This window comes from Arhodomonas aquaeolei DSM 8974 (genome assembly GCF_000374645.1).
GTDB lineage: Bacteria > Pseudomonadota > Gammaproteobacteria > Nitrococcales > Nitrococcaceae > Arhodomonas > Arhodomonas aquaeolei.
Genome location: NZ_KB894824.1, coordinates 1 through 15,101, shown reverse-complemented (window position 1 = coordinate 15,101; position 15,101 = coordinate 1). Strand labels below are relative to the sequence as shown.

Below are 15,101 nucleotides of genomic sequence, written 5' to 3'. Positions count from 1 at the left end.
CCGTACAGTACGCGTCCTGCGTCTGACGACACGGGCCGGGGCACGAGTGCCCGTCGATACGCCGCACGGGCACCGCCCCGGAGCGGTGATCGACTAGGAGTCCGGGGTGCCGCCCCTGAGACGGGCGACGGCCCGATGGCCGATGTCCCGGCGGTAGTAGACACCGTCCCAGTGGATGCGCTCCACCTGCTCGTAGGCCCGGTTCCGGGCCTCGGCGATATCGCTGCCGAGGGCGCAGACGCAGAGAACGCGCCCGCCCATGGTCACGACCTCGCCGGCGTCGTCGTCGCTGGTGCCGGCATGGAAGACCTTCACGTCCCCGCTCTCGCTCTCCGGCAGACCGGTGATGACGTCACCCTTGCCGTAGGCGCCCGGATAGCCGCCGGCGGCCATCACCACACCCAGGCACGGACGCGGATCCCATTCCGCCCCGACCTCCGCGAGGCACCCGTCCAGGGCGGCATCGCAGAGCGCCGGCAGATCCGAGCGCAGGCGCATGAGGATGGGCTGGGTCTCCGGGTCGCCAAGACGCACGTTGAACTCCAGTACCCGCGGCTCGCCGTCCGGGTCGATCATTACGCCGGCGTAGAGGAACCCCGTGTACGGCCGGCCCTCGGCGGCAAGGCCGCGCACCGTGGGGCGCACGATCTCCTCGAGGATGCGCTCGTGCACCGCCCCGGTGACGATGGGGGCCGGACTGTAGGCGCCCATGCCGCCGGTATTGGGGCCGGTATCGCCGTCGTCCCGGGCCTTGTGGTCCTGGCTGGAGGCGAGCGGCAGGACGTTATTGCCGTCCACGAGGGCGATGAAGCTGGCCTCCTCGCCCTGGAGGAAGTCCTCGACGACGATACGCTCGCCCGCGTCGCCGAAGGCGTTGCCGCCGAGCATGCCCTCGGCGGCCTGCAGCGCCTCGTCCACGGTCATCGCCACGGTCACGCCCTTGCCGGCGGCGAGGCCGTCGGCCTTCACCACCAGCGGTGCGCCGTGCTCGCGGATGTAGTCCCGGGCCTCACCGAGGTCGTCGAACACCCGGTAGCCGGCGGTGGGGATACGGTGCCGCTCCAGGAACGCCTTGGCGAAGGCCTTGGAGCCCTCGAGCTCAGCGGCCGCGCGGTCCGGGCCGAGGCAGCGCAGGCCGGCGGCCCGGAACGCGTCGACCACGCCCATGGTCAGCGGCACCTCCGGACCGACCACAGTGAGGTCGATGGCGAAGTTACGGGCGAAGTCCACCAGTGCGGTGATGTCCTCCGCACCGACGGCCACGTTGTGCACGCCCGGCTCACGCCGGGTGCCCGCATTGCCGGGGGCGACGTAGACGTCGCTGACGCGTTCGGAGCGGGCGAACCGCCATGCCAGGGCGTGCTCACGCCCGCCCCCGCCGATCACGAGTACCTTCATGGGCTGCTCCTCAGTGCCGGAAATGCCGCATGCCGGTGAACAGCATGGCGATGCCGTGCTCGTCCGCGGCGGCGATCACTTCCTCGTCGCGGATCGAGCCGCCGGGCTGGATGATCGCCCGCACGCCGGCCCCGGCGGCCTGGTCGACGCCGTCGCGGAAGGGGAAGAAGGCGTCCGAGGCGAGCACCGAGCCATCCAGCGAGAGGCCGGCGTCCGACGCCTTGCGCACGCCGATACGGGCGCTGTCCACCCGGCTCATCTGCCCGGCGCCGATGCCGAGCGTCCGCCCGGCGCCGCCGTAGACGATGGCGTTGGACTTCACGTGCCGGGCCACGGCCCAGACGAAGAGCAGGTCGGCGCGCTCACCCGCCTCCGGGGCACGCTGCGTCACCACCCGCGGCGCCGCGCCGGCGGGCAGCAGCTCATGGTCGGCATCCTGCACCAGCAGCCCGCCGCGCACGCGCTTGTAGTCGAGCCGCCCGCCGTCGGCGCCCTCGTCCAGGGCGCCGGTGACGAGCAGGCGCACGTTCTTCTTCCGGGCCACCGCCTCGGCCACGCCGTCCGCCACCGCCGGGGCGACGATCACCTCCACGAACTGGCGATCCACGATCGCCTCCGCGGTGGCGCGGTCCAGGGTCCGGTTGAAGGCGATGATGCCGCCGAACGAGGACGTCGGGTCGGTGGCGAAGGCGCGCTCGTAGGCGGTGAGGAGGTCCTCGGCCACGGCGACGCCACAGGGGTTGGCGTGCTTGACGATCACGCAGGCCGGGACCTCGAAACCGCGCACGCACTCCAGCGCGGCGTCGGTATCGGCGATGTTGTTGAACGACAGCGCCTTGCCCTGGAGCTGGCTGGCGGTGGCCACCGACGCGCCCTGTGCCGCCGGCTCGCGGTAGAACGCGGCGCGCTGGTGCGGATTCTCGCCGTAGCGCATGGTCTGCACCAGACGGAACTGCGGGTTGAGGGTGTCGGGGAAGTCCGCCGGCGTATCACCGTCGCCGGTGCGCCGGCCCAGGTACTCGGCGATGGCGCCGTCGTAATGGGCGGTGTGCTCGAAGGCGGCCACCGCGAGGCGGAAGCGCGTCCCGGCGGTGATACCGCCGGCGTCCAGCTCGGAGAGCACCGCCGGATAGTCGCCGGCATCGGTGACCACGGTCACGCCGTCGTGGTTCTTGGCCGCGGCGCGGATCATCGCGGGGCCGCCGATATCGATGTTCTCGATAGCATCGGCCAGCGTGCAGTCCGCCCGGGCGACGGTCTGCTCGAAGGGATAGAGATTGACCGCCAGCAGGTCGATGGGCGCAATGCCGTGCTCGTCCATCACCGCGTCGTCGACCCCGCGCCGTCCCAGCAGCCCGCCGTGCACCCGCGGGTGCAGGGTCTTCACCCGGCCCGCCATGATCTCCGGGAAACCAGTGTGCCCGGAGACCTCGACCACCGGAACACCGGCCTCGGCGAGGGTCCGCGCGGTCCCGCCGGTGGAGAGGATCTCCACACCCCGCTCGTGCAGGGCCCGGGCGAAATCGGTGATCCCGGTCTTGTCGGAGACGCTGATCAGCGCCCGCCGGACCGGCCTCAACTGTGCGGCTGCTGGCATCGGGCTGTTTCCTTCGCTGGCTGCCTCAAGGGGGCGCCATTATAGCGGAACTGCCCGGCCCTGCGGTGCGCGGCGACACGCGGGCGTCTCAGTCCTCGATGCCGTAGTACTGGAGCTTCTTGCGCAGGGTGCCGCGATTGATGCCCAGGATCTCCGAGGCGCGGGTCTGGTTGCCACCGCACTCGCGCATCACCACCTCGAGCAGCGGCACCTCCATCTCGGTGAGCACCATCTTGTACAGCCCGCTGCCCGGATAGCCGTCGAGCTGGCGGAAATAGTCCTCCAGCGACTCGCGCACGCAAGAGCGTATCGGCCCGACACCCCGACGCTGCGGATCCTTCGACTGCTCCCTGGTCCCTTCGTCCTGCCTGGCCTGTTGCTCTGCCATGTCGTTATCTGCCCGTCGCGTTGGTATCGACCGCCGCCCGCGGCGCCGAAATAGGTGATAATACTAACCCGCCGACCGGTCGCGCCACCTCCCGTAGAGGGCGAGCGCGACGTTAGCGGAAGAAGACCTCGAAGCCCTGGGCCGGGGGCTGGGGCGCGTCGATCTCCACCGATACGTCCACTGTTTCCCCGGGGGGCATCCCCGTCCCGGGCGGGGTCCGGTCCAGGTAGTCCGTCGCCTCGAAGCCGCGCTCGGCGAGGATCTGACCGTTGAGCGCGGTCAGGCGCAGGCGCATCTGCGGCCACTCGATGGGGGTCGGGGCGGTATTCGCGATTTGCGCGGTGAAACGCAGGCGGTCACCGTTCGGCGACGCCCGCAGGGCCCGCTCGTCGACCCGCACGGCCGCCGGACGACGCGGCAGGGGGACGGTACAGCCCGCCACCTCGCAGGCCGCCACCGCCCAGTCCCGCACCAGGGGATTGCCCAGCAGGGCCTGGCGATTGAACCAGGTGAGCTGCCCCGCAATAGCGAGCAGGAGCACCACGGCGGCAAGCCACCAGGGCCAGCGCCGGTGTACCGGTTCCTCCTCGCCCGGACCGGGTTCCAGCCAGTCCGCGGCGGGGGCCATACGCTCCCGGGGAGGCGGCGCGTCCAGCACCGGGGTCCCCCCCACCTCCCCCAGCGCCGGTTCGGCGCGGAGGTCGGGCGTATCGCCGGGGAGATCCTCGGTATGGGTGCGGACATCGAAAACCGCACCGCAGACACCGCAGCGGCATCGGCCGCCGGCGGCGCCGGACTGGGCCAGGGTGACCCGGAAGAGCGTGCCGCACTCCGGGCAGCGGGCGTGTCTGGGCGCCGGTGGCATCACCCGGGCCCCCGCTTGCCCTCCAGGCGGACCCAGCCGTCCCTGGGTGCGGAGACCTCCAGGGTGACCTCGGGGCGGAAGGCCTCGGCCACCGATGCGGCCTGCCCGGCAAGCACCCCCGAGAGCACCAGCCGGCCACCGGGACGGCAGCAACGCACCAGCACCGGCGCGAGCTCGATAAGCACCCCAGAGAGGATGTTCGCCACCACGCAGTCCGCCGGCGCCGGGGGCTCGCCGGTGTGATCGCGCACGGCGAGCCGCTCCGCCACGCCGTTGGCGCGGGCGTTCTCGCGGGTGGCCACCAGTGCCTGCGGGTCGTTGTCGACGCCCTCCGCCTCCCGGGCGCCGAGCAGCAGTGCGGCAATGGCGAGCACGCCGGAGCCACAGCCGTAGTCCAGCACCCGCTCACCCACCGGGGGCCGGGCGTCCAGGGCCTCCAGGCACAGGGCGGTGGTGGGATGGGTGCCGGTGCCAAAGGCGAGACCGGGATCCAGGCGAAGGTTCAGGGCGTCCGGATCCGGAGGGGCCTCATGGGAGGGCACCACCCAGAGCCGCTCGCCGAAGCGCATGGGACGGTAATCGTCCATCCACGCCCGCTCCCAGGCGCGGTCCTCGAGGCTGCCGACGTGCCATTCCGCCGGCTCCGCACCCAGGGCCTCGCGGGCGCTTGCTCGGACCGCCGCCGGGTCGACGTCGGCGTCGAACAGCCCGGTCACGCGCACCCGCGACCACAGTCGCTGTTCGCCGGGAGCGGGCTCGAGCACCGGCTCGTCCCCCGGGTCACGCCCGGTAACGGACAGCGCCCCCGCGGCCTCGAGCACGGCCTCGGCCAGTCCGAAACGCTCGCGGGGCAGCTCGAAGGAGATCTCGATCCAGGCCATGGTGGCCCCACCGTGGTCGGGCGATCAGCCGGCGGCGAGGGCGCGCGCAGCCTGCTCGCGGGTATAGAAGGCCCCGTCGCGCACGAAACCGGCGATCACGCCGGGGCGCACCGCGGTCACGCGGCCGCCGAGGTCACGGGCGGTGACCAGCGTCTCCGGCAGGCCGTCGAGACAGTGACAGGGGGCGGGCCGCCCATCGGCAAGGCACGAGCGGTGCACGCGCCCGGTGGCCCGGTCGAGGAAGGCGGGGGCGAACCCCGCCCCGCGGTTCTCGGCGCTAACGCCGCCCCGGCCGTCGTAACGGCGGTTCTCGTCCTCCAGGCGGTCCACGGTCATGGCCGAGCCCATATGCCCCCCTACGACAACCGAGCCATGCGATGGCGTACGCACCGAGCGAAAGATCGGCGGATTATAGGCCGTGATCGCCCGCAATCCAATCCCCGGCGGATACCCCGTTCAACACCCACACAGTAGACACCAAACGTGAACCATGCACGGTAACGGGCGCCGCCGGTGCCGGACACGCCGGGTCGGCTCGCGGACGGTCCCGCCGGGGGACATCGGGTGGTCGTCAGGGATGGCGATGCGGTGGCGACCGCAAGCCGGGCACATTCCCGCATGGGCGACGGCGCCGCGGCGGCCGTTGCGGCCGTGCCTCCGGACCCGGTGGCCCGGCTGGTATCCGGCGCGGCGGGCGCCGCGCCGGAGGTTCCGGGCGTCAGCCCTTCTGGTAGCGGGAGACCGCGTCGTTGATCTCCGCATGCGCGGCGTCGACGCCCTTCCAGCCGTCGATGCGCACCCACTTGCCCTTCTCCAGATCCTTGTAGTGCTCGAAGAAGTGGGCGATCTGGTCGAGGATCACGGGCGGCAGGTCCTCCGCGGCCTTGACGTTGTCATACATCGGCGTGAGCTTGGAGACCGGCACCGCGAGCAGCTTGGCATCCTCGCCGGACTCGTCGGTCATCTGCAGCACGCCGAGGGGACGGCAGCGCACCACCGAGCCGGTGATGAGCGGGAACGGGGTGACCACGAGCACGTCGGCGGGATCGCCGTCACCGCAGAGGGTCTGCGGGATATAGCCGTAGTTGCAGGGATAGTGCATTGCCGTCGCCATGAAGCGGTCGACGATCATGGCCCCGGAGTCCTTGTCCACCTCGTACTTCACCGGATCGGCGTGGGCCGGGATCTCGATGATGACGTTGATGTCCTCGGGGACGCTCTTGCCCGGGGCGACGTTCTCGTAGCTCATGCTTCCCTCCTGATCACTGGAATGGGGTCCGCACGGCGACCGTGGCCGCCGCGCGCCGGGCCGCGATTATAAAGCACTGAGCCGCCGAGGGCTTCCCCCGGCGGAATTCCCGCCGTCGTACCGCTCAGCCGCCGAAGGGGGCGAGCCGGCGCGGGGCGAGCACGCCGCGTACGCGGGCGTAATCCGGCAGGCCGTTGCGGTAGGGGGGATAGTCCTCGCCAGCGATCAGCGGGCGGAGGTAGCGGCGGCAGGCATCGGTGATATCGAAACCGTCCTCGCTGATGTAGGCCGCCGGCATGCTCGCCTCCCTGTTGGCGACATCCGCGAGCTGGGCCTCGCCGACCTCCCACTGGTAGGGCTCATCGGAGAGACGGTGGATGGTCGGCATCACCCCGTTGCGGCCGGCGAGCGCCATCTCCACCGCCGCGCGACCGAGGGCGTACGCCTGTTCCACGTCCGTCGCGGAGGCAATGTGGCGCGCGGCACGCTGGAGGTAGTCCGCCACCGCGTAGTGGTACTTGTAGCCGAGTTCCGCCTTGATCAGCGACGCCACCACCGGCGCGACCCCGCCGAGCTGGGTGTGACCGAAGGCGTCGGTGCTGCCCTGGTCGGAGAGGAAGGTGCCGTCGGCATGGCGCACGCCCTCGGAGACCACCACCACACAGTAGCCGTGGCGCTCCACCGCGTCGTGTACCCGCGCCAGGAAGGCCTCGCGGTTGAAGGCCACTTCCGGCAGCAGGATGACGTGGGGCGGGTCGCCCTCTTCCTCGCGGGCCAGCCCCGCGGCCGCGGCGATCCAGCCCGCGTGCCGGCCCATGGTCTCGAGCACGAAGACCTTGGTGGAGGTCTCGGCCATGGAGCGCACGTCGAGCCCGGCCTCCCGGGTGGCCACGGCGATGTACTTGGCCACCGAGCCGAAGCCGGGGCAGGTGTCCGTGCCGGGGAGGTCGTTGTCCACCGTCTTGGGGATGCCGATACAGGTCACCGGGTGGCCCAGGCGCTCGCCGATCTGAGAGACCTTGTAGGCGGTGTCCTGGGAGTCGCCGCCGCCGTTGTAGAAGAAGTAGCCGATGTCGTGGGCCTCGAAGACCTCGATCAGGCGCTCGTACTCGGCGCGGTTCTCCTCCAGGCCCTTGAGCTTGTAGCGTGCCGAGCCGAACGCCCCCGCCGGGGTGTGGCGCAGCGCGGCGATGGTCTCGGCCGACTCCTCACCGGTGTCGATGAGCTCCTCGTGGAGTGCCCCGAGGATGCCCGCCTTGCCGGCGTAGACGGTGCCGATGGCGTCCGGGTGGGCGCGCGCGGTCTCGATGACGCCACAGGCGGTGGCGTTGATGACGGCGGTCACACCGCCTGACTGGGCATAGAAGGCATTCCTGGCGCTCATGGGCGGGGTACTCCGGTTATCTCGACAGCCGCGTAAGCCGCGGGATTCTACTAAGAAACCGCTCGGCGAATCGATAGTGTCGCCGACCGGCCACCGGTTCCACCGGTCAGGCGGGCCATACGGCGGGCCAGACGAAGAGCAGCGCCAGACCGGCGGCCAGGAGGAGCCCCCGCAGTGGCAGCGGCCGCCGCGCGATGAGGCCGTAGCTCACCGCGGCGAGGGCAACGGCGATACGCAGGAACGCCGCCAGGGCGGCGAGCGGCGTGTCCACCAGCGCCAGAAGCGCCGGGCTCGCCACCATCGCCAGCGGGATGAGGTACAGCCCCACGCCCAGTGCCATGGCGCGCACGGCGACGCGGAGCCAGTTCTCGCCGGCCATCCCGGCGGCGATGAACACCCCGCCGCAGACCGGCGGGGTGATCGTCGAAAGCAGCGCATACCAGAACACGAACAGGTGCGCGAGCAGCGGCGCCACGCCCAGGTCGTGCAGCGCCGGCCCGGCCACCGACACGCAGATGACATAGGCCGCCGTCGTGGGCACCTCCATCCCCAGGGCCAGGCAGGCGAGCGCCGTGAGCACCAGCGCCGGCCAGAGGGTGTCGCCGGACAGCGCCAGTATCGCCGAGGTGATCTTCACGCCCAGCCCGGTCATCCCGAGCACACCGATCACCAGCGAGGCACAGAGAATGATCGAGCCGATCACGGCCACCTGCCGGCCGGCCAGGACCAGCGCCTCGCCGAGACGGCGGAGGAATGCGGTCACCGAGAAACGCAGCCGCGCGTCGAACAGCAGTAGCGCCGCGGCGGTGAAGATCGCGATGCTGGCCGCGTACTGCGGCGTGTTGCCGCCATGGAAGATCCGCTCCAGCAGCACCCCGAAGGGCACGACGAAGAACAGCGAGGTGATCAGCAGCGCCCGCCCGGTGGGGCGCTCGCTGGCGGCCAGGGGGCGCAGGTCGTAACGGCTGGCGAAGGCGTTGAGGCCGAACCAGACGGTCGCGAAGAACAGCAGTGCCGGCAGCACCGCTGCCCCCATGATGCGGGTGTAGGGGATGCCGGTGAGCTCCACCATCACGAACGCCCCCGCCCCCATCAGCGGCGGCATGATCTGGCCGCCCGAGGAGGCCACCGCCTCCACCGCGCCGGCCAGCGAGCGGGGATAGCCGAGGCGGATCATCGAGGGGATGGTCACCGACCCCGTCGACGCCACATTGGCCGAGGCGGAGCCGGATATCGAGCCGAGCAGCGCCGAGGAGACCACCGACACCTTCGCCGCGCCACCGCGCAGGCGCCCGGCCACCGCGCTCGCCAGGTTCATGAAGCCCTGGCCGGCCTCGCCGGCGTTGATCACCGCGCCGAAGATCACGAAGATCGCGACCACGCCCACGCTCACGCCGGTGAGCGAGCCCCAGAGCCCGCCCTCGGCGATCGTCAGCCCACCCACCACGCTGCCCAGGGGCAGGTCCGGATGCCCATACGCCCCGGGGATATAGTGCCCCAGCACCGCATAGAGCAGCGCCAGCGCCGCCACCGCGGGCAGCGGCCAGCCGATCGCGCGGCGGGCCGTCTCCAGCGCCAGCAGCAGCAGGAACACGCCCAGCGCCATCTGGAACGGCCCCTCGATGAAGCCGTACTGATCCAGCAACGCGGACTCGTTGAGCACGATATAACCGCAGGCCGCCACGCCGGCGACCGTGAGCACCCAACCGCTCCAGCGCTGGCGGCGGTTCGAGGCCGCATACACCAGGACCCACGGCAGCACCAGGGCCATGTGGATGGGCCGGGCGATGAGCGCGGGCGCGAGGCCGTAGAAGATCAGCCCCAGGTGGAAGGCCACCGAGACCGCCCCCAGGGCGATCCACCCGGCCCGCACCCCGCCGCCGGCGACTTGCGTGTCGTTCTCCACTTCCGGCGGTCAGCCGATCAGCGCAGCCGCTCCGGCACCTCGATCCCGGCCTCGTCGTAGTAACGCAACGCCCCCGGATGGAGCTTGCCGGTCATATTGCCGATCATCTCCGGGGTGATGCCCGCCCACCAGCCGGACTCGTCGGCCATGGCCTCGCGGCGCTCCCAGAAGGTGCGGGTGAGCGTGTAGGCGGTCTCCTCGTCCATGCCCGTGGTGGTGTAGGCGATCACCGGCAGGGAGGTGGTCTCCACGTCCTCGTCGATGCCCGCGTAGGTGCCCGCCGGTATGGTCTGGTGGGCCGCACCGGTGCGCTCGATCTGCTCCGGGGTCAGCGAGACCAGGCTGATGTCCAGGCTCGCCGCGGTCTCGATCACGTTGGGCGTGGGGAAGGAGCTGGCGGTGACGAAGCCGTCGATCTGGCCGTTCTTGAGCGCGTCCGGCCCACTGCCGATATCCGCGTCGGCAATGCGGACGTCGTCGGTGAGCTCGAACAGCTCGAGGTAGCGCTGCGCCTCCCGGGCCCCGAAGCTGCCGCGGCCGATGAGGATGTGCTTACCGGCGAGGTCCTTCAGGCCGATGACGCCATCGCCCCCCTTCACCACCCAGTGCATGGTGATCGCCGGAATCGGGAACAGCCCGCGGATCTTGCCGAACGCCGAGGCCGGCCGGCCCTCGAACGGCCCCTTGCCCGCCATCGCCTTGGTCACCAGCGACGGCGGCGTGGTGAACACGTAATTGCCACCGCGGCGCATCACCGCCATGACGTTCTGCACCGAGCCCTGGCTCTCCTCCAGCGTCACGGTAACCGCGCCGTCGGTACCGGCCTTGATGGCCTCGGAGAGCTCCACGCCCATCTGGTAGTAGGCCGTACCGGCGGCGGCGGACTTGTAGGTCACCCGGGTCTGCTGGGCCAGGGCCGGCAGGGCGGCCACGCCGGCGACGAACACCGTGATCGCCGCGAGGGTAAGGCGCCTGAACTTACGCATCGATCTCTCCCGTTAGCATTATCGTTCGGAGTGGGTCGGCCGCTGATTCTGCCGCCGCCCCGCGCAGCGCTCAACCGCCGCGGCGGACATGAAGGCGCGCCGGGAAGCGGTTACCATGCCGGAATCATCGAGTCACCCCGGCGGATCAGGGAGAACGAATGCCGTCGCTGCAACACATCGTCCGCCTGGTCCTGGACATCTGCCTGCTGCGGCGCGGCCCCCAGGACCTGCCGGCGTCCCCGACGCTGCTGGCCGCGACCATGCTGGCCAGCGCGGTCGTGGGCTACCCGACCATGCGCGCCCTGCCGGCGGCGACCGCCACCCCCGGACTGGATGCCGCCTACGGCGTGATCGTGACCTTCGCGTTCACCTACGCGCTGCTGCACGCCTACGGCCTCGGCAACCGCTTCCTGCAGACGGCGACAGCACTCTACGCCACGGACGTGGTGGTCACCGGCCTTGCCCTCATCCTGCTCACCCTGGGCTCGGCGGGCACACCGGTCACCGCGCTGGGCCTGATCGGCCTGATCCTCTGGAACATCGCCATCATCGCGCACATCTTCCGCCACGCCCTGGATACCGTCATCGCGCTCGCCACAGTGTGGGCGCTGGCGCTGGTGATCGGCTCCGGGCTGCTGCTGGAGTGGCTCCATGCCTGACGCACACCTCGACATCCTCGGCATCTGCGGCACGTTCATGGGCGGCATCGCGCTGCTCGCCCGCGAGCGCGGCTACGACGTCACCGGCGCCGACGCCGGCGTCTACCCGCCCATGAGCACCATGCTCGAGGACGCGGGCATCGCCCTGCGCGAGGGCTGGGACCCGGCCGCGATGCCCGCGACGGAGGAGGTGGTCATCGGCAACGCCCTCTCCCGGGGCAATCCCAGCGTCGAGGCGGTGCTGGACGACGGCCGGGCCTACACCTCGGGGCCGGAATGGCTCGCCCGCCACATCCTCCACGACCGCTGGGTGCTGGCGGTCGCCGGCACCCACGGCAAGACCACCACCGCGAGCCTGCTCGCCTGGATCCTGGAGTACGCCGGCTACGACCCCGGCTTCCTCATCGGCGGCGTGCCCGGCAACTTCGGGCGCTCGGCACGCCTGGGCAGCGGGCCGTTCTTCGTGATCGAGGCGGACGAGTACGACACCGCGTTCTTCGACAAGCGCAGCAAGTTCGTGCACTTCCGCCCGCGCACCCTGGTGCTCAACAACCTCGAGTACGACCACGCGGACATCTTCCCGGACCTGGCCGCCATCCAGCGCCAGTTCCACCACCTGGTCCGCACCGTGCCCGGCTCCGGGCTGATCCTCGCCAACGGCGACGACGCCGCCCTCGCCGCGACCCTCGCCATGGGCTGCTGGAGCACTCAGGCCCGGTTCGGCACCGGCGCCGCCAACGACTGGCAGCTCCTCGCCGACGGCGACGGCTGGCGGCTGAACGGGGCGGACACCACCGCCTTCACGCCGCCCCTCGCCGGGACCCACAATGCCCGCAACGCCGCGGCGGCGCTGCTCGCCGCCCGCCACGTCGGCGTCCCCCTCGCCGTGGGCGCCGACGCCCTCGCCGGCTTCCAGGGCGTGCGTCGCCGCCTGGAGGTCCGCGGCGAGGCCGGCGGCGTACGCGTGATCGACGACTTCGCCCACCACCCCACCGCTATCGAGGCCACCATCGCCGCGCTGCGCACACAGCACGCCGGGCGCATCCTCGCGGTGGCCGAGCCCCGCTCCAATACCATGCGGCTCGGCGTCCACCGGGAACGCCTCGGCGCCAGCCTGAACGGGGCGGACGCCGCCTTCGTACTCCGCCCGGAGGGACTGGAGTGGGATCTCGACGCCGCGCTCGCACCCCTGGGGGAACGGGCGCACGCCGGTGACGACGTCGACGCCCTGGTCGCCGCCGTCACCGCCGAGGCACGCCCCGGCGACGCCGTGCTGGTGATGAGCAACGGCGGATTCGGGGGCATCCACGAGCGGCTGCTGGCCGCCCTCGCCGACCGAGCGGAGCACCGCGCATGATCGACGACGCCGTCACCGTCGCCATCACCGGGGCCTCCGGGGGGATCTACGGCCTGCGACTGGTCCAGGCCCTGCGCCAGGCGGGCGAGCGGGTCTATCTGCTCATCTCCGAGGCCGGGCGGCTGGTGCTCAAGATGGAGGAGGACCTGGCCCTGCCCGGGCGCAGCAGCGACGTCGGCGCGGTGCTCAGTGAGCACCTCGGCGTCGACGCGGACGGCCTGACCGTCTTCAGCGCCCGGCAGTGGACCGCCCCGGTCGCCTCCGGCTCCGGCGCGCCGCGGCGCATGGTGGTCTGCCCGTGCACCACCGGCAGCCTCGCCCGCATCGCCGCCGGCACCAGCGACGGGCTCATCGAGCGTGCCGCGGACGTCGTGCTCAAGGAGCGTGGCCGACTCGTGCTCGTGCCCCGGGAGACCCCGTTTTCCGAGATCCACCTGGAAAACATGCTCCGGCTGACCCGCATGGGCGCCGTCATGCTCCCGGCAAACCCGGCCTTCTACCATCGCCCCCAGGACGTCGACGCCCTCGTCGACTTCGTCGTCGCCCGCGTCCTCGACCAGCTCGGGGTCGACAATGCCCTCGGCCCGCGCTGGGGACAGGACGGCACGTAGCGAGGATGTCGCACACGGCCCGGGGCCGTGCACGACCTACACGGGTCCGGCCGTAAGCAGGTTGCTCGAAGGCGACCGGGGTTCCTCGGGGAGCGGGCGCGGTTGCCGGTGGACGGAGACCGGAATCGGCCATTCGCGTGGATCGGGCACCGCACACGTGTGCCCCCGCCCTGCCGACAGGCACCCGGCACACGAACGCTGCCCGGGCATGCCGGAGGACACCACCGCCGCTGTCGGTTACCGGGAGCGACAGAGCCGCCGGGCTCACGGCTGCTCAGCGACACGTACGTCTCCGGGGCGCACCCCACAAGGCAACACCGACCCTGATACCGGCGGGACCCTTTTTCCGGGCGCACCATCAAGAGCGCTCAAAATCAACCAATTAACGCCCCACCAGAAAAAAGGGTCCATCCGGTCTCCGGCGCACTTGTCCGTTGACAATCAACCCGTTACCGCCGGATAGTCCTAGTTCGCTGCCGCGTAGGCAGCTCAGAAAACCGATCAACAGGACCCAGAGCCACGGAGAGCGTTCGCTGCCGCGTAGGCAGCTCAGAAATGTTGGCTCACGCGGTAGCGTCCGCCCTCCGTGTTCGCTGCCGCGTAGGCAGCTCAGAAAAGGACGGGCAAGCCCTATTCGATCCGCGAGCAGTTCGCTGCCGCGTAGGCAGCTCAGAAACGCAGCTGATTGAACTGCCCGATGTAGTAGGAGTTCGCTGCCGCGTAGGCAGCTCAGAAAAGGTGGCGCTCACGGCCGGGCCGGTGCCCGTCGTTCGCTGCCGCGTAGGCAGCTCAGAAATCGATGGAGGCCACGCCCTCCGCCATCAAGTCGTTCGCTGCCGCGTAGGCAGCTCAGAAAACCTCCGGCCTGTCCGCGAAGGACACGCAATCGTTCGCTGCCGCGTAGGCAGCTCAGAAAGCGCTGACACGCTCGCGTTGTTCAGCGTAGCCGTTCGCTGCCGCGTAGGCAGCTCAGAAAATTTCGACGGATTGGCCGTCGATCACGACCCAGTTCGCTGCCGCGTAGGCAGCTCAGAAAGCAGCGTCCAACAGCGTGTTGATGGCCGTCCGGTTCGCTGCCGCGTAGGCAGCTCAGAAAACAAGGACGTCCGCGAGCTCGTCGACGCGACCGTTCGCTGCCGCGTAGGCAGCTCAGAAAAAGAAAGCCTTAACCGATTTCGCACGATCGCCGTTCGCTGCCGCGTAGGCAGCTCAGAAATCACGAGCACGGCCCGCGTCACGCGGGTCATCGTTCGCTGCCGCGTAGGCAGCTCAGAAAACCCGCTCCAGATCCATCTCCAGCCGCGGAACGTTCGCTGCCGCGTAGGCAGCTCAGAAATCGTGGACGTCGTCCTTGCGCCAACGCCGCCCGTTCGCTGCCGCGTAGGCAGCTCAGAAATCTATGGGGTAGTCGATCGAATTGAACTCCGCGTTCGCTGCCGCGTAGGCAGCTCAGAAATGATACGCCTGCATCGTCAGCGACCTGATCTGGTTCGCTGCCGCGTAGGCAGCTCAGAAAGTGGCCCGCAAGCCGCAGACGGTGGACACCGTGTTCGCTGCCGCGTAGGCAGCTCAGAAAACAATTGCAGCGGACCCGGAATCAATAAAGTCGTTCGCTGCCGCGTAGGCAGCTCAGAAATGCGGGACGTTGCCGGGCTCAAGATATTTGCCGTTCGCTGCCGCGTAGGCAGCTCAGAAACGGCTGCGCGCCGCCGACGTGCCGCTCGCGAGGTTGGCTGCCGCGTAGGCAGGTCCCGTAGGTCGTGCGCCGAAGGCGTGCGACATCTCAAGCCGAGCCATGCCGGAACGTCGCACACGGCCAC

General features: G+C 70.5%; 13 protein-coding genes and 1 CRISPR repeat array. Of the genes, 3 read left to right on the top strand and 10 right to left on the bottom strand.

Going from position 1 to position 15,101, the window contains the following annotated elements; genetic code table 11:
• Positions 1–93 precede the first annotated feature (93 nt).
• The 10 genes from purD to C516_RS0116745 form a co-directional block, all read right to left on the bottom strand.
• Positions 94–1,398 (bottom strand): phosphoribosylamine--glycine ligase, encoded by a 1,305-nt coding sequence (gene purD / locus C516_RS0116790; RefSeq protein ID WP_018719584.1) that lies wholly within the window; start codon positions 1,396–1,398, stop codon positions 94–96.
• Positions 1,399–1,408: 10 nt separating this feature from the next.
• On the bottom strand, positions 1,409–2,995 hold the full coding sequence (gene purH / locus C516_RS0116785) for a bifunctional phosphoribosylaminoimidazolecarboxamide formyltransferase/IMP cyclohydrolase (RefSeq protein WP_040409678.1): 1,587 nt from the start codon (positions 2,993–2,995) through the stop codon (positions 1,409–1,411).
• An 88-nt stretch (positions 2,996–3,083) separates the two neighbouring features.
• Positions 3,084–3,383: a DNA-binding transcriptional regulator Fis gene (gene fis, locus C516_RS19960; protein ID WP_040409677.1), complete on the bottom strand. Its 300-nt coding sequence runs from the start codon at positions 3,381–3,383 to the stop codon at positions 3,084–3,086.
• Between the two features lie 112 nt (positions 3,384–3,495).
• The gene (locus C516_RS0116775; RefSeq protein ID WP_018719581.1) at positions 3,496–4,248 is read right to left on the bottom strand and encodes a DUF3426 domain-containing protein; all 753 of its coding nucleotides are present in this window, start codon (positions 4,246–4,248) and stop codon (positions 3,496–3,498) included.
• Positions 4,248–5,129 carry a 50S ribosomal protein L11 methyltransferase gene (prmA, locus tag C516_RS0116770; RefSeq protein WP_018719580.1) on the bottom strand — a complete coding sequence of 294 codons (882 nt, stop codon included), beginning with the start codon at positions 5,127–5,129 and terminating at the stop codon, positions 4,248–4,250. The genes C516_RS0116775 and prmA overlap by 1 nt, the downstream gene beginning before the upstream one ends.
• Before the next feature lie 24 nt (positions 5,130–5,153).
• Positions 5,154–5,477 (bottom strand): hypothetical protein, encoded by a 324-nt coding sequence (locus tag C516_RS0116765; protein WP_018719579.1) that lies wholly within the window; start codon positions 5,475–5,477, stop codon positions 5,154–5,156.
• A 370-nt stretch (positions 5,478–5,847) separates the two neighbouring features.
• Positions 5,848–6,378, bottom strand: coding sequence for an inorganic diphosphatase (gene ppa, locus C516_RS0116760; protein ID WP_018719578.1), 531 nt, complete (start codon positions 6,376–6,378; stop codon positions 5,848–5,850).
• Between the two features lie 124 nt (positions 6,379–6,502).
• Complete coding sequence (locus C516_RS0116755) at positions 6,503–7,762, bottom strand: 6-phosphofructokinase (RefSeq protein ID WP_018719577.1); 1,260 nt, start codon at positions 7,760–7,762, stop codon at positions 6,503–6,505.
• A 106-nt stretch (positions 7,763–7,868) separates the two neighbouring features.
• Positions 7,869–9,668, bottom strand: a complete 1,800-nt coding sequence (locus C516_RS0116750) for a TRAP transporter permease (protein WP_018719576.1) — start codon at positions 9,666–9,668, stop codon at positions 7,869–7,871.
• 17 nt (positions 9,669–9,685) lie between these two features.
• Complete coding sequence (locus tag C516_RS0116745; RefSeq protein ID WP_018719575.1) at positions 9,686–10,654, bottom strand: TAXI family TRAP transporter solute-binding subunit; 969 nt, start codon at positions 10,652–10,654, stop codon at positions 9,686–9,688.
• Positions 10,655–10,812: 158 nt separating this feature from the next.
• Here C516_RS0116745 and C516_RS0116740 point away from each other — a divergent pair, with 158 nt between their 5' ends.
• Genes C516_RS0116740 through C516_RS0116730 form a run of 3 tightly spaced genes read left to right on the top strand, consistent with a single transcriptional unit; the run spans position 10,813 to position 13,281 of the window.
• Entirely contained in the window at positions 10,813–11,313 is a 501-nt protein-coding gene (locus C516_RS0116740; protein ID WP_018719574.1) for a hypothetical protein, read from the top strand.
• The gene (gene mpl / locus C516_RS0116735) at positions 11,306–12,670 is read left to right on the top strand and encodes a UDP-N-acetylmuramate:L-alanyl-gamma-D-glutamyl-meso-diaminopimelate ligase (protein ID WP_018719573.1); all 1,365 of its coding nucleotides are present in this window, start codon (positions 11,306–11,308) and stop codon (positions 12,668–12,670) included. The genes C516_RS0116740 and mpl overlap by 8 nt, the downstream gene beginning before the upstream one ends.
• The gene (locus C516_RS0116730) at positions 12,667–13,281 is read left to right on the top strand and encodes a UbiX family flavin prenyltransferase (RefSeq protein ID WP_018719572.1); all 615 of its coding nucleotides are present in this window, start codon (positions 12,667–12,669) and stop codon (positions 13,279–13,281) included. Before mpl ends, C516_RS0116730 begins: the two co-directional genes overlap by 4 nt.
• Positions 13,282–13,749: 468 nt before the next feature.
• A CRISPR array of direct repeats spans positions 13,750–14,977; the repeat unit is 28 nt; unit sequence GTTCGCTGCCGCGTAGGCAGCTCAGAAA.
• Between the last annotated feature and the right edge of the window lie 124 nt (positions 14,978–15,101).